Here is an 18168-nt window from a genome sequence, read left to right as displayed (position 1 = left end):
ACGTATCGCTGTGATATCCTCCGCCGCTATCCAATGCTGCCAGTGGTCGTGATCATCCATGTGGGTTCCCCAGTTAAGCGAATTCAACCAGCCGGTCTACCTGTCGATCGCCGATGCCCTGGCGCGTGATATCAACAGCGGCCTGTTGAGCGATAGCGAGCGGTTGCCGACCCTACGCGACCTGGCCGCCACATTGAATGTCACGCCGGGCACCATCAGCCGCGCCTACAGCGAGGCCCAGCGGCGTGGGCTGGTGCAGGGGGAAGTGGGGCGCGGCACTTATGTCCAGGCCCAGCCAGCCCTGGCTCTGCCCCTGCCCCTGCCCCTGCCCCTCAGCCATGAGGCGCCGACCCTGGCCCTGGGCCAGCCTGAACTGCTCGACCTGTCGATCATCAAGCCTTACAGCGAGACCCTGGAATATTGGCTGCGCGGCGCCCTGGTGGGCATGGCCCAAAGCACCGACTTCGGCCGGGCCCTGGATTACGCGCCGGACGGCGGCCACCCGGCCCATCGCGAGGCCGGTGCGCAGTGGTTGCGCCATGCGCTGCCCGAGGCCCAATGGCAGCAGGTGGTGATCACCGCCGGTGCCCAGCATGGCTTGATGGTGGCCATGAGCGCGCTGACCAACGCCGGAGACCTGGTGCTCTGCGAGGCCCTGTGCTATCCGGGCATCATCTCCCTGGCCCATGGCCTGGAGCGACGCCTGCGCGGGGTGGCAATGGATGAGGAGGGGATCATCCCCGAGGCTCTGCGTGAACTCTGCCTGCGGGAAAAACCGGCGATGCTGGTGTGCGTCGCGACCTGCCAGAACCCTACGGCGGCCATCATGTCCGAGCAGCGTCGGGCGCAGATCGCGGCACTGGCCGAGGAGTTCGACTTCATCATCCTGGACGATGACATCTATGGCTTTCTGGCCACCGACCCGTCGATCAAACCCTTGTCCAGCTTTGCCCCCGAACGTTCGGTGTACCTGACCAGCCTGTCCAAGGCGATCATGCCGGCCCTGCGGGTCGGTTACCTGTACAGCCCGCCGAAACTGCTGTCGCGCCTGACCTCCATGGTGCGCAGCAGCGTGTGGATGCCGTCGCCGTTGACCGCGCAGCTGGCGAGCAATGTGATCAGCGAAGGTCTGGACCGCAAGCTGGTGCAGACCCAGCGCACTGAAGCGGCGGCGCGCCAGGCCATTGCCCGGGAGGTGTTTGCAGGGTTTGAACTCAAGACCCAGCCTCACTGCTACCACATCTGGCTGACCCTGCCCGAGCCCTGGAGCGCGGACGAGTTCACCCACCTGGCCCGGGCCAATGGCGTGCTGGTATTGAGTGGCAGCCAGTTCGAGGCCGAGCGCGGGGGCAACTCCCGCTGCGTGCGGGTGGTGCTGATGTCGCCCACCACCCAGGGTGAATTGCGCTTTGCCTTGACCCAGTTGGCGAGCCTGATCGAGACCGATCCCCGCCGTTACTACTGAGCCACCGCTCCCCTGTGACGGGGGAGCGTGCTCGCGTCCGGCATGCAGTGGCCGCCTATGCAGCCACTGCGATCCATCAGGCAGGCGTCGCCAGCCGCCAGCCCTGCTGCCTCAGGTTCAGAAGGTGGTCCGCAAGCCCACTTCCACGCTGCGCCCGGCCGCCGGCGCGATGTCGCGCAGGATAGAACTGGCGTAGCGCACGGTCTGGTTGGTCAGGTTCTCGCCTTTGACAAAGGCCAGCCACTGGCTGCTGCCGATATCGAAGCGATACCCGGCGCTGGCACCGAAGGTGGTGTAGCCATCGGTGCCGCTTTCGTTGTTCGGGACGCGACCCTGGCCGGCGGCGTGCTCCACATCCAGACGTGCTTGCCAGCGATCCAGTTCCCACAACAGGCCGCTGTTCAAACGCAGGGGGGCGATCCGTGGCAGGGCCTGGCCGTTGTCGAGGTTGGTGGCTCGGGTGTAGTCGCCTGACAGGTCCAGGGCGAACTTACCGTAGGCACTTTCACCAAGCTGCCAGCGATCCTGGGCTTCGAACCCGACGAAACGTGCCCGCACACCGGAATAGGTGTATTCCGGGATGCCGTCGGCGTCTTCCTCGCCCTCGTCATTCAGGGTGCGACCGCTGCCGAGCAAGCCGATGTAATTGGAGAAGTGGCTGTAGAACACCCCGAAGCTGCCCTTGTGGGTGCCGTTGTCAAAACGCAGGGCCAGGTCGCTGGACACGGCTTTTTCCTTGGACAGTTTGGCGTCGCCGACTTCATAGGTGCCGGTGGCCACATGGGCGCCATTGGCGTACAGCTCGTAGAACGTCGGGGCGCGCTCGGTGTAGCCGAGGGTGGCGGCCAGGGACCAGATTGGCGTCAGGGTATAGACCGCGCCGGATGACAGGCTGCCGGCGGTAAAGCTGCTGGAGCGGTTGGCGTTGGCGAAGCGCTCGTTGCCTTTGCCGTCCGGGTCGACCGTGGTGTGCTCCAGGCGCCCGCCGAGGCTGAGCTTGAGGCGTTCGCTGGCTTGCATCTCTTCGAGGATAAACAGCGCGCCGCTGTTGGTATCGGTCTGGGGTACGAAGGCTTCCTCACCCAGGGCAGAAAATTCGCTGCGGCTGACTTGTGCCCCGATCACGCCATTGAGTGGGCCGAGGGGCAGGTGCCGCGCTTCAACCCGGGCTTCATAGCCTTTGTTCTTGAAGGTGGTGCCGGTTTCGCCTCCTTCGATCTCGCGGTGTTCGTAGTCGGTGTACCCGGCGTCGAGTTTCACCGAGCTGAACGGGCCTTGCAGGTTGCGCAACTCGGAGGCGAAGGCGTAGTGATCCTGCTTCATGCGGATGCGTACGTCTTCTTCGGCCGGGGAGCCGTAGTTGGAGTCGTAGTTGCTGTAGGACAGGCCGGCATAACCGTCGTCCCAGGTGTAGGAACCGCCGATGGCTCCGCCGTCCTGGCGCCCGTCGCTGTTGCCCAGCCGGCCGTTCTTGGCGTCGCCGTCTTCGCTGGGGGGCGCATGGCGGCTGCGGGCGTCGCCGGGGATTTTCAGGTCATTGAACTGCCGGGAGTTGGCGTCCAGGTGCAGGGCGAAGGTGCCGTCGCCGGCTTCCAGCTTGCCGGCGCTGCTGCGGGTGGTGTCAGCGCCGCCATAGCGCAATTCACCGGCGCCGTGGATGCCCTCGATGGCGGCGGTGGGGATTCGATTGTCGAAGCTGTTGACCACCCCACCAATCGCGCTGCCGCCGTAGAGCAGGGCCGCCGGGCCACGGACGATTTCGATGCGTTCGACGTTGACCGGGTCCAGGGGCACGGCGTGGTCATAAGACAGCGACGAGGCATCCAGGGCGCCGACGCCATTGCGCAGGACCCGAATGCGATCGCCGTCCAGGCCGCGAATGATCGGGCGACTGGCGCCCGGGCCGAAGTACGAGGACGACACACCGGGTTGTTTGTTCAGGGTTTCGCCGAGGCTGCCTTTTTGTTCCAGGGTCAGTTGATCACCTTCCAGTACGGTGCTTGGCGCAGCCAATTGCGCGCTGCCCAGCGGGTTGGCGGTGATCACTTGCGGCGGCAATTCCACGGCGTGGGCTTGGGAGGCGATCAGCAAGGCTGCGGACAACGGCGACAGGCGCCACAGCAGAGAGCGAGAAGGGCGGGGGGCTGAGAGAGACATCGGTTATTCCTTGGCAAGCGTTGCGCAGAGCGCTTCGAGACAGAAAACAGGCTGGACACGGGGGTGCCCTGAGTGCGGGTGAGTTATTATGATTTGATACAATATAACATCTCTTTTATTTCGAAAAGCCAGGAACTTTTACTGCTGCCTGGAAAATCCCCCTCGCGCTTTTTGTTGGGCCTAGTCTGCGTTCAACTGTTACGCCCACGGCATCGGTGCTGGCCAGCGCAGCCTTCGGCAGCGGCTACAGTTAGGTCAGCGCTCTGGCGCGGGCGCATGGCCTCGGCTAAGGTGCGCGGCTTCCTTTTCCCTTCGCTCAAAGGCCTGGCATGACCGTCACCACTACCGACCCGCTGCATGGCGTGACCCTGGAACAGATCCTCAAGGCGCTGGTGCAGCACTACGAATGGTCGGGGCTGGCCGAGCGCATCGATATCCGTTGCTTCAAAAGCGACCCGAGTATCAAGTCGAGCCTGACGTTCCTGCGTAAAACCCCGTGGGCCCGGGAGAAAGTCGAGCAGCTGTACGTGAAGCTGCAGCGCACCAAACGCCCGCTTTAAGGACCGCGTAATGCTTGCCGCAGCGCTTTGCCTCTCGCGCTACCGGCGCAGCCTGATGGCCGGCGCTGCCGTGCTCGGCTGGCTGGGGCTGACGATTCAGCTGTACCTGATCCTGCTGTCGCGCTGGAACGCCGAAGCCAGCCTGCTGGGTGGGCTGGTGAATTTTTTCAGTTTTTTCACCGTGCTCAGCAATACCCTGGCAGCCAGCGTGCTGACCTGCGCCCTGAACCTGCGGATCTCCAGGGGCCAGCAGTTTTTGCTGCGGCCCTGGGTCGGCACCGCGATAGCCGCGAGCATGCTGCTGGTGGGGTTGGCCTACAGCCTGTTGCTGCGCCACTTATGGCATCCCCAGGGCTGGCAGTGGCTGGCCGATGAGTTGCTGCACGACGTGATGCCGCTGCTGTTTCTGCTGTATTGGCTGGGGTGTGTGCCCAAAGGCAGCTTGCGCCTGGGGCATGTCGGGCTGTGGACGATCTACCCGCTGCTGTATTTCGCTTACCTGTTGCTGCGCGGCGATTTGCTGGGGCTTTACCCTTATCCGTTCATCAACGTGGACAAGCTGGGTTATCCCCAGGTGTTTATCAACGCCCTGGGGATCCTGCTGGGTTTTGTCCTGATTTCCCTGGTGCTGCTGGGCGTTGATCGTTGGCTGGGGCGGCGCGAGCCCAAGGGCTAGGCGGGTTACTCGTCGTCGCTGCCGTCAAGGCGCCAGTAGCCGGCCGCTTTGACGAATTCTTCATTCAGGGCATGTTCGTCGAGCAACACGCGGCGGATCTGGCGCGACACCTTGCTTTCGGTGGCGACCCAGGCATAGAGCTTGCCCGTCGGGACCTGCAACTGGCGCACGGTGCTGATCAGGTCCTGCTGGCCGCTGTCACGTTCAACCCAGATCACCTCGACCTGCGCCGCGCTCTCCAGGGTCTGGCGTTCGGCGGCGTTGGCCACTTCGATCACCGCCAGCACCTGGCGCCCTGCAGGCAGTTCGTCCAGGCGCCGGGCGATGGCAGGCAGTGCGGTCTCATCGCCGATCAGCAGGTAGCTGTCGAAGATGTCCGGCACGATCATCGAGCCACGGGGCCCGCCGATGTGCAGGTATTGGCCGGGGCTGGCCTGTTCGGCCCAGGTCGAGGCAGGGCCGTCGCCGTGCAGCACGAAATCGATATCCAACTCGCCACGCTCCAGGTCGTAACGACGTGGGGTGTAGTCGCGCATGGCGGGCATCGGCCCGTTGTCCTTGCCAGCGCCCAGTACCAGGTTTTCCAGGGCGGCCTGTTGCTCGGCGTTCTGCGGGAACAGCAACTTCACGTGGTCGTCGCTGCCCAGGCTGACGAATCCCGCCAGTTCCGGCCCACCCAGGGTGATGCGGCGCATGCGCGGGGTCAGGTCGACGACCCGCAGCACTTGCAGGCGGCGGCGTTTGATTTCATGGCTGACCCGGTGAATGGTTTGCGAAGTATCGACGGTCATTCAGCTTGCTCCTGAGCAGGTTGACTGGCCGGGCCATCGACGATGGCCCTGGCGGTGTTGTTCAGCAGGTCGCTGACCCGCAGGATTTCTTCAGGGCTCCAGCGCCCGTGATGCAATTGCAGGGCGTGGCGCAGGTTATGCACCGCTTCGTGGATCTGCGGCGGGCGGTCGTGGCCGCGCAGCGAGCGCTTGCTGACGTCGATGCGCATGCGCACGCCTTCCAGGGCAATCGCCTGATCGTGCAGTGACAGGCGACCGGCCTCCGTCACGCTGTAGCGTTTTTTGCCGCCTTCGGCATCGCCCTGGATCATTTCGCTCTCTTCCAGAAAGGTCAGGGTCGGGTAGATCACGCCGGGGCTGGGGCTGTAGGCGCCGTCGAACATGCCCTCGATCTGGCGGATCAGGTCGTAGCCGTGGCACGGCTGCTCGGCGATCAGCGCCAACAGCAGCAGTTTCAAGTCACCGGGGGCGAACACCCGGGGTCCGCGCCCGCCGCGTTCGCGACCGGGGCGTTTTTCGAAGCCGTCATGGCCGTCGCCATGTTCTCTGTGGTGGGGATGGTGCTCTCTCATTTTCTCTTCTCTCTTCGGGTTTAGACATAACTTAAGATATATCTTAAGAAAGACGCAAGCCCTTCTGTGCAGCACAGAGCTGCCGTTGGTCGGAGAGCAAGTTGGCGAGGACTGAGGCCCATGGCCTCGAAAAGACGGGCAAGTGTCTTGCACCGTGCTTGAAAAGTCGGAATCGCGGGACGGCTGTGAGACGAGCGCGGCCACCTGTTACAGCGCTGTCAGGGGAGAACTCAGCGTTGAGCCACGCTGCCCAGGCACTGGCTGTTGCTGCCGGGCTGCAGGTACGGCATCAGGATCGGTGCCATGCCCTTGAGCACTTGCACCGGCAGCGCCGAGGTGAATTTGAAGGACTGGGCGCTGGCCCCCGGAACAAAGGCGGTGAGGGTGCCGAAGTGGTGATCGCCGATGTAGAACACAAAGGTCGCGGTGCGGTTGATCGACTTCGAGCTCAGCACCCGCCCACCGGCACCAATGGCCTCGATGCGGTTGTCGCCGGTGCCGGTCTTGCCACCCATGGCCAGTGGCGTGCCATCGGCCAGTTTGAAACTGCCCGAGACCCGCTTCGCGGTGCCGGCATCCACCACTTGGGACAAGGCGCCGCGCAGCGCGGTGGCGACCTCTGAAGGCATCACTCGCTTGCCCTTGTCGGGGTCATTGAGCAGCCGGGTTTCATAAGGGGTGTCGGCGGCAAAGTGCAGGCTGTCGATGCGCAGGGTCGGCAGGCGCACGCCATCGTTGAGGATGGTGCCCACCAGTTCGGCAAGGGCGGCCGGGCGGTCGCCGGAGCTGCCGATGGCCGTGGCCAGGGACGGCACCAGGTGGTCGAACGGGTAGCCGACCTGTTGCCAGCGCTGGTGGATATCGAGGAAGGCTTCGATCTCCAGCATGGTGCGGATGCGGCTGTCGCGGGCGCTCTTGTGCCGGCTCTTGAACAGCCAGCTGTACACCTCCTGGCGCTCGAACTCGCTGGCCTTGACGATCTGGGTGAAGTTGGCGTCGGGGTTGTTCAGCAGGTAACCCAGCAGCCACAGGTCCAGGGGGTGGACCTTGGCGATATAGCCCTGGTCGGGAAGGTCGTAGGCACCGGGGCCGTAACTGGCGTAGAGCTTGTCCAGGCGCTCATCGGTGAGTTTTTCCGGCTGCTTGACGCCTTTGAGGTGGGACCGCACGAAGCTGTTGAAGCTGTCCTGGCTGGCGTCCGGCAGCAGGTAGCGGTGCACCGCGGCCAGGCGGATGGCGGTGGGGTGCATGCTGTCGAGGAAGGTTTCCAGGCGCGCCTGGGTGTCCTTGTTGCGGTACTTCTTCCAGAACCGCAGCAGGAAGGATGTGCCCTCGCGGTCGGCGAACCTGGCCAGGTATTCCTGGCGCCGCGGGTCGCCGTCGTCCTTGAGCAACTGCGCGCTGTTTTCGGGGCCGCCATAGGTGCTGTAGCGCACCAGGTCACGCATCAGGCGAATGAACGGCAGGTTGATCGACTCTCGCAGGGCGTCGCGCAGGCTGGGGCTGCGGCCGTTGTCTTCGTTGCGAAAGTTATGGAAGTGATGCAGCCCGCCGCCGGTGAAAAAGGCTTCCCCAGGGCTGGCGGAATAGGTGCGGTCGAGGGCCGCGTCGAGCATTTTCGGCAGGCTGCGGTCGCTGTTCTGGATCAGGTAGTCGACGGCCCAGCGGCTCAGCCGATCCTGGTCGGAGACTTCGGTTTTCTTCAAGGCCGCGGCGGATTGATCGGCGTAGCGGTCGTGCAGCTCGGAGATGATCTGCAAGTAAGTGGTGAGCACCCGCAGCTTGGCGGTGGAGCCCAGTTCCAGCTTGCTGCCTTCGTTGATGTCGAAGGGCTGGTCGGTGCTGTCGGTCTGCACCCGTACCCGCGAGCCGTCGGCGGTGAGTTCGAACAAGGTGAAGCTGTAACGCACCTGGGTGGTGCTGGCGGGGGTCAGCAGGCGCTCGCCGAGCAGGCCGATCTGTCCGGCAAAGGCCGGGTCGGCCAGGTGCTTGAGGTAGTCGGTGGCCTGGCGTTGCAGGTCACTTTGCAAGGTGCTGGTGGCCGACAGGTCAAGGCGATCCAGGTCATACAGCGGTCGGTTGAGCAGGTTGGCCAGGCGGCTGCGGGCCGCGCTGATGCCCTTGTTGGTCTCGATCGGTTGCAGGGTCGGTTGTTGTTGCCAGTCGCGGTAGCTGACCTTGCTGGCCAGGGCCGCGGCGGTCAGGGCCGGGTCGATCACGCCGCTCTGCGCCAGCAGGCGGATATGGCTGTCGGTCAGGTCGGCGAGCTCGCTGCGGCCCTTGGCCAGGTAATGCGAGGGCCGGCGCTGGGCAATCATCAGCGACAGCACCTGACGCAGGGCCAGGCCCCGTTGCGCGAGGCTTTGCGGGTCGCTGGCGGTACTCGCCAGCTGCGCGTTGACCTGGCTGAAGTCGGCGCCGTACCAGACCCGTAACCCCTCGGCCATGCCATGCACTTCGCCGTGCCCGGGCACCGCCGACAGCGGCACGCTATTGAGGTAGTCGCGCACCACTCGCTGGCGGGCTTCGAGGGTTTGCGGGCCGTCCTGATAGGCGCGCACGCTGGCGGAAATCATCTGCCGCAGCTTTTCACCGCCCGAGACCGTGAGGCCGTCCGGCGAATGGCGATATTTTTCCAGCTGGGTGGCCAGGGTGCTGCCGCCGGCGGTCTGCCCTGGCAAGTGCAGAAGCTTGGCCAACTGGGACCAGGCGGCCTTGCCGAAGCGCGGCCAGTCCACGGCAGGGTTGGACAAGGGCTGGCTGGCATCCAGCAGGTCGCGGTTTTCGATGAACAGCAGGCTGTGCACCACCAGCGGCGGGATCGCGGCAAAACTGGAGTACAGCTGTTGCGGGTAGTTGAATTGATACAGCGGCGCGGCGCGGCAGTCGGTGATCGACAGTCCTGCCTGAATCTTCTCGGCATAGGGCACGAAAAATCCCTGCTCGCTGTAGTCCATCAAGGCCGGGGAGAACCGCGCCTGGGACTCAATCAGGTAACCGCGTTTGAGCAGGCGCGGTAGAAACTCGCCCATGGCGCTGTAACCCAGGCGTTTGTCAAAGGGCCCGGCGCCGGGATACAGCACCGCATCGCTGGCCCCGGGTTGTACCGAGTAACTGAGGTCCTTGGCGAATCGACTGAACTCACGGGCTTGCAGCTTCGAAGTGCGAATCTCGCGGGCTGCGGCAAACCCCAGGGCAATCAGGGTCAACAGCAGCAATAACCAGAACAGGCGCCAGGCATGGCGCCGCGGACGGCGCTTTTGGGCAGGGGGCGCTTCATCCGCACGATCAGTGGGCACCTGGGGTTTACTTGAATCGGTCTGCCATAAAGCGCCCATAGTCGATTGATCCATTCACGCAGATTGATCGGACTTGCATGAAGCTTAGTCGGTGCTTGGCGCCGCTGAAAAAATTGTGCAAGTGATCTTCCTGCTCCTTCCTTGCCCCGAAGCGTCGGCCTGAGGCCTGTGATAGAGCCTTCGCGCCGGTAAATACGGCCTAGGTAGGGGCATGACGCTGCACCATTGCTGTGCAATACTCGGCGCCGTTTAAAAATGACTCTCGGCCAGATCTCCAGGTAATGCTCCTCCGTGAAAAGGGTTATTGCCGAGATTTCTCGCTGAATTTAGCTACTTATAGAGTGAAAAGCCCTGTAGGGAGCTTTTTATACTGCTCGCCCCGCTGATCTCGCCGGTTTGTCCGGCCAGACGGTTCGATCCACAAGGTCGGGCCGGTAGAGCTCGTACAGGTTATCCGCCTGTGCTTCGCAGACTCGGTGGCTCATATCCAATAACAAGATGAGGTTGTATCCCTATGCCAGTTGGCAATCACCTGCCCCAAGGCGAGACCGCTCAGGGCGGCCCGCTAAAACGCGAACTCGGCGAACGGCATATTCGCTTGATGGCGCTTGGCGCCTGTATCGGCGTCGGCCTGTTCCTCGGTTCGGCCAAGGCCATTGAAATGGCTGGTCCGGCCATCATGCTGTCTTACATCATCGGTGGCCTGGCGATTCTGGTGATCATGCGCGCCCTCGGCGAGATGGCGGTGCATAACCCGGTCGCAGGTTCGTTCAGCCGTTATGCACAAGACTACCTGGGCCCATTGGCAGGCTTTCTCACCGGCTGGAACTACTGGTTCCTGTGGCTGGTGACCTGCGTCGCGGAAATCACCGCCGTGGCGGTGTACATGGGGATCTGGTTCCCCGATGTGCCGCGCTGGATCTGGGCCCTGGCGGCGTTGATCAGCATGGGTTCGATCAACTTGATCGCGGTCAAGGCCTTCGGTGAGTTCGAGTTCTGGTTTGCCCTGATCAAGATCGTCACCATCATTGCCATGGTCATTGGTGGCATCGGCATCATCGCCTTCGGTTTCGGCAACGACGGCGTGGCGCTGGGCATTTCCAACCTGTGGACCCACGGCGGCTTCATGCCCAATGGCATCAGCGGCGTGCTGATGTCGCTGCAGATGGTGATGTTTGCCTACCTGGGTGTGGAGATGATCGGCCTGACCGCCGGTGAAGCGAAGAACCCGCAGAAGACCATTCCCAATGCCATCGGCTCGGTGTTCTGGCGCATCCTGCTGTTCTACGTCGGCGCACTGTTCGTGATCCTGTCGATCTACCCATGGAACGAAATCGGCACCCAGGGCAGTCCTTTCGTGATGACCTTCGAGCGCCTGGGGATCAAGACCGCTGCCGGCATCATCAACTTCGTGGTGATCACCGCTGCGCTGTCGTCCTGCAACGGCGGCATCTTCAGCACCGGGCGCATGCTCTACAGCCTGGCGCAGAACGGTCAGGCCCCTGCCGGCTTCGCCAAGACTTCAAGCAACGGTGTGCCACGGCGTGCCCTGCTGCTGTCGATCGGTGCCTTGCTGCTGGGCGTGCTGCTCAACTACCTGGCGCCTGAAAAGGTGTTCGTCTGGGTGACTGCGATTGCCACCTTCGGCGCGATCTGGACCTGGGTCATGATCCTCCTGGCCCAGCTCAAGTTCCGCAAAGGCCTGAGCGTTGCCGAGCGTGCGGCCTTGAAATACCGCATGTGGCTGTACCCGGTCAGTTCCTACCTGGCCCTGGCGTTCCTGGTTCTGGTGGTGGGGCTGATGGCCTACTTCCCGGAAACCCGCGTCGCGCTGTACGTAGGGCCGGCGTTCCTGGTGCTGCTGACGGTGCTGTTCTATGTGTTCAAGCTGCAACCGACTGAAGCCCGCCAGGCTTCGGCAGGCTCGACGCTGTAACCCGCGCGTCCCTGAATGAAAAAGCCCCGGTCCAGTGACCGGGGCTTTTTTATGGCGCCCGATAAAGGGCCGTCGGGCAGGGCGCCAACGTCCTGCGCCGGCTAAGCGATGGCCGCGTGGGCCGGCTGGCTCAGGCGCTTGTTGAAGTCCAGCCAGGATGCCAGCGCTACCATCAGCGCGACCCCCAGCACAGCACTGAGCAGCTGCATGGCCAGGGCATCGTCCGCCTGGGCGTTGAGCATGTCCGCCAGGGGCGCCAGCAATACGCCAAAACAGAACACCTCCAGCGAGTAGCGGCCCATGCGCGCGCACTGCTGCGCCAGCCAGTGGCGCGTCCAGCCGATATCCGGCAGCAACCTGGCCGTGACATAGGCCAGGGCCAGGAAGTGCAGCAGGCGCAAGGGCGACAGGTTGGTCTTGCTGATCGGGTACAGCCATTCGCCGAGCATCCTGGGCATGAACGCGTCGTGCACTTCGGGCCATTTCCAGGACAGGGCCAGCAACCCGCTGAGCAGCAGGTACGCCGTAGCACCGACAAACATCGGTTGCCGGCGCAGTGGCCGCCGCTCAGCCACCCCGGGCCTTTGCCCATGGATGGCCGCGGCGCCGCCCAGGATAAACAGCAGCTGCCAGGCCATCGGGTTGAAGAACCAGACGCCGCCTTCCTGGGCCGCCAGGTTCCACTGGAACCAGGGCGCCAGCAGGTACAGCACCACTGACAGCCCGACCACATACTGCGCCCTGCGCAGCAGCATCGGCAGCACCAGCGGCAGGCCCAGCAACAGCAGGATATACAGCGGCAAGGGGTCCATCAGGCTGGGCTTGAAGCGCAGCAGCAACTCATCCATCAACGCCTGTTGCGGGTGGGTGAGGAAGTACTGCAAGCCCATTTCCTGCACCAGGTCGCGGGTCTGCACATGGCTGTTAGCGAAGAACACGATGCCCATCAGCAGCGCCAGCAGGAAGATATGCACCACATACAGGACCCAGGCCCGGCGCAGGATTTTCACGCAGGCCACCAGGTAGCCATCGCGCTGCACGACCTTGCCGTAGGCCAGTACCGCCGCATAGCCGGCAAGGAATACGAAGATTTCCGCCGCGTCGCTGAAACCGATATTGCGCAGGGTAAATTGGGCCAGGGGGTTCTGCGGCACGTGATCCCAGAAAATGAAGATCAGCGCCAGGCCACGAAAGAAGTCGATGCGCGGGTCGCGTCCGTTAAGCATGGCGTCGGGCTCTTGAGCGAAGGTCTAATAAGGAGTCGCGGGCGGCGCAAAAGGTTGCGCGCCACCTATCGGCGGCGCGCAGGGTGGCGTGATTGCTCGCCAATTGCAAAGGGCGGAGCAGCGCCCGGGGGCTAATCGGACGAGTCCGAGGCACAGGGCAGCTTTACCCCGGCGCAGGGTCATCAATGTCAGATCAGGGAGTACTGCGATGCACAGCGTAAAAATGACCGGTCCTGAAGTCGAGTTGTTCGCGAGCATTGTGTGGCGCCTGCGCAGCGCGGGAACAGGCCCATCCGTACGGGAGCAGGTGTTGGGTGACCTTGCGCAGTTGCTGCGGGCCGATTTTGCCGCCTCCTATATCTGGGACAGCCGGCTGAACCGGTCGCTGCAGGGCACCGCGATCAATATCGAGGCCAGCCGCCTGCGCGACTACGAGCAACGCGTGCACCTGCACGACAGGATCACCCCGTTATTGCGGGCTCGGCGGCGCGCGACCCGGGTCGATGAGGTCATCAGCCGGCGGGAGCTGGAGCAGGGGGCCCATTACCGTGAATTTCTCCAGCCCTGTGGCATGCACCATGGGATCAATCTGTTCGTGTTCGATCAGGAGCGCGACCTGGGGGATTTCCGGGTCTGGCGCGGCGCTGGTCAGCCGGCGTTCGGCCAGCGCGAAGTGTGCCTGCTGGATGCGCTGAACCCTTATTTGCAGCAAGCCCTGGTGCTAGAAGCCGGTGCGGCGCCGCTGCTGACGGCACGCGAGCAGCGGGTGGCGGGGCATGTGGCCCAGGGCTGCAGCGACAAGCAGATTGCCCGCTTGATGAATATCGGCTTCACCACCGTGCGCACCCACCTGAAAAACGCCATGGCCAAGACCGGCGCCCGCAATCGTACCGAACTGGCGCTGTGGCGGGCACGGCATGGCGCGCCTCCTCAATCCTGAGGATGTCTGACGGGTCTCCGGCGAGGCATTAATGCGGGCTCCGAGCGCCATGGTGGAGCTCGACCGATGCCCAGGATCGTTGATGAATACCCGACTCTGCCTATTGGCGCTTGGCCTGTTGGCCAGCGGTGCCACGCCTGCTGTCGAAGCGCCGCTGGACCTGCTGACATTGAGCGCTGAACACACGGCCCGTGCGATCTGCGAGGGCCAGGTCTCGAGTGCGACGGTGGTGGCTTTCTGGCTGGCCCGTATCGAGGCGCGACCCGAGCTCAACGCTTTTATTTCATTGGCGCCGCAGGCCGCGCTGACCCAGGCGCGTGCCGCCGATGCGCGCTTGGCCGCGGGCCAGGGCTGCCTGCCCCTGGGCGGCGTGCCCATCGCCATCAAGGACAATATCCAGGTCAAGGGCTTTGCCAACAGCGCGGGCACTCCAGCGTTGGCCGGTTTCTTTCCGGCCCACAATGCGCCGCTGATCGACAGCCTCCAGGCTGCCGGCGCGATTGTGCTGGGCAAGACCAACATGCACGAACTGTCATTTGGCGCGAGTGGCTACAACCGGGCGTTCCATGGGGCAACGGTGGGCGTGCGCAACGCATTCGATCCATCGCGGATTGCCGGTGGCTCATCTTCAGGCAGTGCGGCGGCGCTGGGCGCGCGCCTGATCCCGATCGCCATGGGCACCGATACCGGCGGCTCATCGCGAGAACCCTGCGCCCTGAATGGCTGCGTCGGCTTTCGCCCGACCGTGGGTCGCTACAGCGGCCAGGGCGTCACGCCGATCTCGCCGCGGCGTGACACCCCTGGCCCCATGGCCAATTCCCTGGGCGACATTGTGCTGCTCGATGCCATCCTCAGTGGCGCCCCGGCACTGGCCGCAACGCCTGTGCCCGCGTCACACATCAGGCTGGGGGTGGCGGATTTCCACTGGGCCGACCTGGACCCTGAAGTCGCCGCCCAGGCCCGGGCAGCCCTGGAAAAACTGCGCCTGGCCGGGGTGCAGCTGGTGCCAGTGGCCATGCCCGGGCTGACCCAATTGCATGCCAAGGTCGCGCTGCCGGTGGTGATCATGGAGACGCGCCAGGCGCTGACCGCGTATCTGCAGGAACAGGCCACCGGGGTGTCGTTCGAGGCTTTGGTCGAGGGCATCGCCAGCCCCGACGTCCAGGCCATCTTTACCCGGATGATCGTGCCCGGGCGGGTGCCGGGGCCGGACGGGCAGTTGCAGCCCGGTGCCGAGGCCTATCAGGAGGCAATCACTCGCCACCTGCCGGCCTTGCGCGAGCTCTATCACAGCGTTTTCGCCGATCACCAGCTGGATGCGCTGGTCTTCCCCACGGTGCCCGAGGTGGCGATCAAGGCTGACGAACAGGCCAGCAGCGCGCAGCATTTTGCCCGGATCATTCGTAACACCGACCCCGGCAGCCAGGTCGACATGCCCGGCCTGAGCCTGCCAGTGGGGTTGGGGGCGGACAGCGGCTTGCCTGTGGCCATGGAGATCGATGGCTTGCCGGGCAGCGACGCGCGCCTGCTGGCGATCGGCCGGACCCTGGAGTCAATCTGGGGCCCCAGGCCGCTGCCTGCCGAGTAGCGCCGAGGGCTGCGCGCTACAGGTCAATGATCACCAGGGTGCCATGGCTGCCAGCCAGCACCGCGTGGGGCACGCCGGCTTCCACCAGGTACATCTGGCCGGCCTCCACGGTCACCGGCTCGCCGGCCACCGTCAGTTGCAGGCAGCCGCTGGTGACCAGCAGGCCTTCGTTGTAGTCGTGGGTTTCTTCGATGTAGGCCTGCGGGTCCATGCGCAGCACCTTGATGCGTGCGGGGCCGACCTGGCCAAGCACTTGCGAGCGCCAGGTGCCCGGCAGTTGGCTGGCCAGTGAGTCAAAGGGTAATAACGGCATGGGGTCACTCCGAAAGGGGCAGGGGGGGCGGTGCTTTCGGTGGTCCGGTCAGCGTAAGGGGGCGTATCAGAACGGGTTCATCAGCAGCACCCGGCAGTCCCGGGCCTGGAACTGATTGATCTGCGGCACCAGCCGGGTGAAGTGCTCCGTCCGGCAGTGGGCATCCAGTGCTGCCTGGTCGGGCCACAGCTCGATAAAGATAAAGTGCCCGGGGTCTTTCTGGTCGACAAACAGCTCGTAGGCAATGCACAGCGGTTCCTGGCGGGTTTTTTCCACCAGCTCGGTGTACCACGGGCGTACGGTGTCGAGGTGTTCGGGGAGGATGAAGTCTTCAGCGATGACTTTGAGCATGGCAATCCTTGTCGCTGCGCCCGACCCTTGCGGGGCGGGCACACGTAATCCGGTCAATCAAGCTGCGGCTTGTTCATTGGGTTCGAAACTGTCGGCCCGCGCCATCTGCCACATGCGCGAGTAGAACGCGCCGTCCACCTCGCCGGTGAGCAATTCGCCGGGCTTGAGGAACACATGCAACTGCGAGAACAGTTTGATTTCGGTGGCCGACATGCGCCGCACCAGGTGCTTGGCTTCCAGTTGCGAAGGGTGGTCGAGGCCGGCGGCAGCAAGCATCTCGGCCAGGGCCTTGAGGGTGTTGCGGTGGAAGTTGAACACCCGCTGGGCCTTGTCCGGCACTACCAGGGCGCGCTGGCGCAGGGTGTCCTGAGTGGCGACGCCGGTCGGGCATTTGTTGGTGTGGCATGACTGCGACTGGATGCAGCCGATGGCGAACATGAAGCCGCGCGCCGAGTTGGCCCAGTCGGCGCCGATGGCCAGCACGCTGGCGATGTCGAAGGCGCTGACAATCTTGCCGCTGGCGCCGAGCTTGATCTTGTCCCGCAGGTTCAGGCCCACCAGGGTGTTGTGCACAAACAGCAGGCCTTCGCGCATCGGCACGCCGATATGGTCGGTGAACTCCACGGGTGCCGCGCCGGTGCCGCCTTCCTTGCCGTCGACCACGATAAAGTCCGGGAGGATGCCGGTTTCCAGCATGGCCTTGGCGATGCCCATGAATTCCCAGGGGTGGCCCAGGCAGAACTTGAAGCCCACCGGCTTGCCGCCCGAGAGTTCGCGCAGTTGCTGGATGAACTGCATCAGCTCGATCGGCGTCGAGAAGGCGCTGTGGCGTGACGGCGAAATGCAGTCCTCGCCCATCATGATGCCGCGGGTCTCGGCGATCTCCTCGGTGACTTTGTGCTTGGGCAGAATTCCGCCGTGGCCGGGTTTGGCCCCCTGGCTCATCTTGATTTCGATCATCCGCACTTGCGGGTTCTGGGCCTGCGCGGCGAAGCGGTCCGGGTCGAAACGGCCGTCGGCGGTGCGGCAGCCGAAGTAGCCGCTGCCCAGTTCCCAGGTCAGGTCACCGCCGTTTTCCCGGTGGTAGGGGCTGATGCTGCCTTCGCCGGTGTCATGGGCGAAGTTGCCGAGCTTGGCACCCTGGTTGAGGGCGCGGATCGCGTTGGCGCTGAGGGAGCCGAAACTCATGGCCGAAATGTTGAACACCGAGGCCGAATACGGCTGGGTGCACTGCGGGCCGCCGACGATCACGCGAAAGCTGCTGGGGTCGCTCAGGGGCGCCGGGCGCATGGAGTGGCCGATGAATTCGAAGCCCGACTGGTACACATCGATCAGGGTGCCGAAGGGTTTGTCGGCGCTTTCATTCTTGGCCCGGGAATAGACCAGGGAGCGCTGGGCCCGGGAGAAGGGCAGGGCGTCGCTGTCGGACTCCAGCAGGTACTGGCGGATTTCCGGGCGGATGCCTTCCACCAGGTAACGGATATTGCCCAGGATCGGGTAGTTGCGGCGCACCGCATGGGGGCTTTGCATCAGGTCGAAAATACCCAGCAGGCTGAGCAGGCCAGTGACCAGGGTGATCGGCCACAGCCAGTCGTGTTCAAGAAAGGGCAGGCTGGCGAGGGTAAAGATCACACAGGCGGCAAAGAAGGCGTAGCGGCTCAGGAGTGACAGGCTCATACGGTTTCCTTGGGTTCGGACTCATCAATCCAGTCAGGCTCGGGGCCTGTGGAAATAGGCAGACAACGGGGGCCGGAACGGGGTGTCCAGCTTGTCGCGGTCGGGGCGCTCAGGGTGGTTCACGGTGTTGGCGAAGGGTGGAGCTTACGAGCGATCTCCGTCTCGGGGCAACCCGCTGGCGTCTGTCCTGCGGGTTTCGGTGGGCGGATAGACGATTTGCTTTGGCGCTTATTGCAATCGGTTCTCGTTTGGGTGGGTGTTATATGTTACTGTATAACGTATTAATCACATGCCAAGCCCTCGGAGGCCACAGATGAAACCTGGAATCCACCCCGCCTACCGCACCGTGCTGTTCCACGACACCGCAGCCGATGTGTTCTTTTTGATCGGCTCCACTGTCGACACCGATCGCACCCTGGCCCACAGCGATGGCCAGACCTACCCCTATGTCACCCTGGACGTGTCCAGCGCCTCGCACCCGGTGTACACCGGCCAGCAGCGCAAGACCCAGTCCGAAGGCCGTATCGCCGGTTTCAACAAGCGTTTTGCGTCCTTCGGTTCGGGCGGCAAGAACGCCTGAACCAGTTGCCCCGGGAGCACTGCGGTGGCAGCAGTGC

15 protein-coding genes are annotated in these 18168 nt (G+C 64.0%); 7 read left to right on the top strand and 8 right to left on the bottom strand.

The genetic code is table 11. The features are described from left to right. The first annotated feature begins 58 nt into the window (after positions 1-58). Positions 59-1465: an aminotransferase-like domain-containing protein gene (locus JFU57_RS00865; protein WP_201127683.1), complete on the top strand. Its 1407-nt coding sequence runs from the start codon at positions 59-61 to the stop codon at positions 1463-1465. Positions 1466-1582: 117 nt separating this feature from the next. On the opposite strand, the gene JFU57_RS00860 is transcribed toward JFU57_RS00865, so the two are convergent. Continuing rightward, a complete protein-coding gene (locus tag JFU57_RS00860) occupies positions 1583-3622 on the bottom strand; it encodes a TonB-dependent receptor (RefSeq protein ID WP_201127681.1) in 2040 nt (679 codons plus the stop codon). Positions 3623-3951: 329 nt separating this feature from the next. On the opposite strand from JFU57_RS00860, the gene JFU57_RS00855 reads away from it, so the two are divergent. Continuing rightward, on the top strand, positions 3952-4182 hold the full coding sequence (locus JFU57_RS00855; protein ID WP_020298531.1) for a VF530 family protein: 231 nt from the start codon (positions 3952-3954) through the stop codon (positions 4180-4182). Between the two features lie 10 nt (positions 4183-4192). After that, positions 4193-4858, top strand: a complete 666-nt coding sequence (locus JFU57_RS00850) for a Pr6Pr family membrane protein (RefSeq protein ID WP_078471962.1) — start codon at positions 4193-4195, stop codon at positions 4856-4858. A gap of 5 nt (positions 4859-4863) precedes the next feature. Here the strand turns inward: JFU57_RS00850 and JFU57_RS00845 are convergent, their stop codons facing one another. From JFU57_RS00845 to JFU57_RS00835, 3 genes are all read right to left on the bottom strand, one after another. Further along, a complete protein-coding gene (locus JFU57_RS00845; RefSeq protein ID WP_078471961.1) occupies positions 4864-5649 on the bottom strand; it encodes a siderophore-interacting protein in 786 nt (261 codons plus the stop codon). Beyond that, positions 5646-6221, bottom strand: coding sequence for a PadR family transcriptional regulator (locus JFU57_RS00840; protein ID WP_201127680.1), 576 nt, complete (start codon positions 6219-6221; stop codon positions 5646-5648). Before JFU57_RS00840 ends, JFU57_RS00845 begins: the two co-directional genes overlap by 4 nt. Positions 6222-6451: 230 nt before the next feature. Further along, positions 6452-9559, bottom strand: coding sequence for a transglycosylase domain-containing protein (locus JFU57_RS00835; protein WP_078471959.1), 3108 nt, complete (start codon positions 9557-9559; stop codon positions 6452-6454). A 475-nt stretch (positions 9560-10034) separates the two neighbouring features. On the opposite strand from JFU57_RS00835, the gene JFU57_RS00830 reads away from it, so the two are divergent. Next, on the top strand, positions 10035-11456 hold the full coding sequence (locus tag JFU57_RS00830; protein WP_020298537.1) for an amino acid permease: 1422 nt from the start codon (positions 10035-10037) through the stop codon (positions 11454-11456). Between the two features lie 101 nt (positions 11457-11557). On the opposite strand, the gene JFU57_RS00825 is transcribed toward JFU57_RS00830, so the two are convergent. Continuing rightward, complete coding sequence (locus JFU57_RS00825) at positions 11558-12682, bottom strand: OpgC family protein (RefSeq protein ID WP_201127678.1); 1125 nt, start codon at positions 12680-12682, stop codon at positions 11558-11560. Positions 12683-12890: 208 nt separating this feature from the next. Here JFU57_RS00825 and JFU57_RS00820 point away from each other — a divergent pair, with 208 nt between their 5' ends. After that, entirely contained in the window at positions 12891-13622 is a 732-nt protein-coding gene (locus JFU57_RS00820; RefSeq protein ID WP_201127676.1) for a helix-turn-helix transcriptional regulator, read from the top strand. An 82-nt stretch (positions 13623-13704) separates the two neighbouring features. Next, positions 13705-15210 (top strand): indoleacetamide hydrolase, encoded by a 1506-nt coding sequence (gene iaaH, locus JFU57_RS00815; RefSeq protein ID WP_201127674.1) that lies wholly within the window; start codon positions 13705-13707, stop codon positions 15208-15210. Between the two features lie 16 nt (positions 15211-15226). On the opposite strand, the gene JFU57_RS00810 is transcribed toward iaaH, so the two are convergent. From JFU57_RS00810 to JFU57_RS00800, 3 genes are all read right to left on the bottom strand, one after another. Further along, positions 15227-15523 carry a cupin domain-containing protein gene (locus JFU57_RS00810; protein WP_078471954.1) on the bottom strand — a complete coding sequence of 99 codons (297 nt, stop codon included), beginning with the start codon at positions 15521-15523 and terminating at the stop codon, positions 15227-15229. A gap of 66 nt (positions 15524-15589) precedes the next feature. Next, positions 15590-15874, bottom strand: a complete 285-nt coding sequence (locus JFU57_RS00805) for a putative quinol monooxygenase (protein ID WP_078471953.1) — start codon at positions 15872-15874, stop codon at positions 15590-15592. A gap of 57 nt (positions 15875-15931) precedes the next feature. Beyond that, on the bottom strand, positions 15932-17551 hold the full coding sequence (locus JFU57_RS00800; protein WP_078471952.1) for an FMN-binding glutamate synthase family protein: 1620 nt from the start codon (positions 17549-17551) through the stop codon (positions 15932-15934). Between the two features lie 313 nt (positions 17552-17864). On the opposite strand from JFU57_RS00800, the gene JFU57_RS00795 reads away from it, so the two are divergent. Further along, on the top strand, positions 17865-18131 hold the full coding sequence (locus tag JFU57_RS00795; RefSeq protein WP_201127672.1) for a type B 50S ribosomal protein L31: 267 nt from the start codon (positions 17865-17867) through the stop codon (positions 18129-18131). The last annotated feature ends 37 nt before the right edge of the window (positions 18132-18168 follow it).

It is taken from the genome of Pseudomonas sp. TH07 (genome assembly GCF_016651285.1).
In the GTDB taxonomy this organism is placed as follows: domain Bacteria; phylum Pseudomonadota; class Gammaproteobacteria; order Pseudomonadales; family Pseudomonadaceae; genus Aquipseudomonas.
The sequence above is the reverse complement of the archived record's forward strand: the minus strand, read 5'-3'. Positions and strand labels throughout refer to the sequence as shown.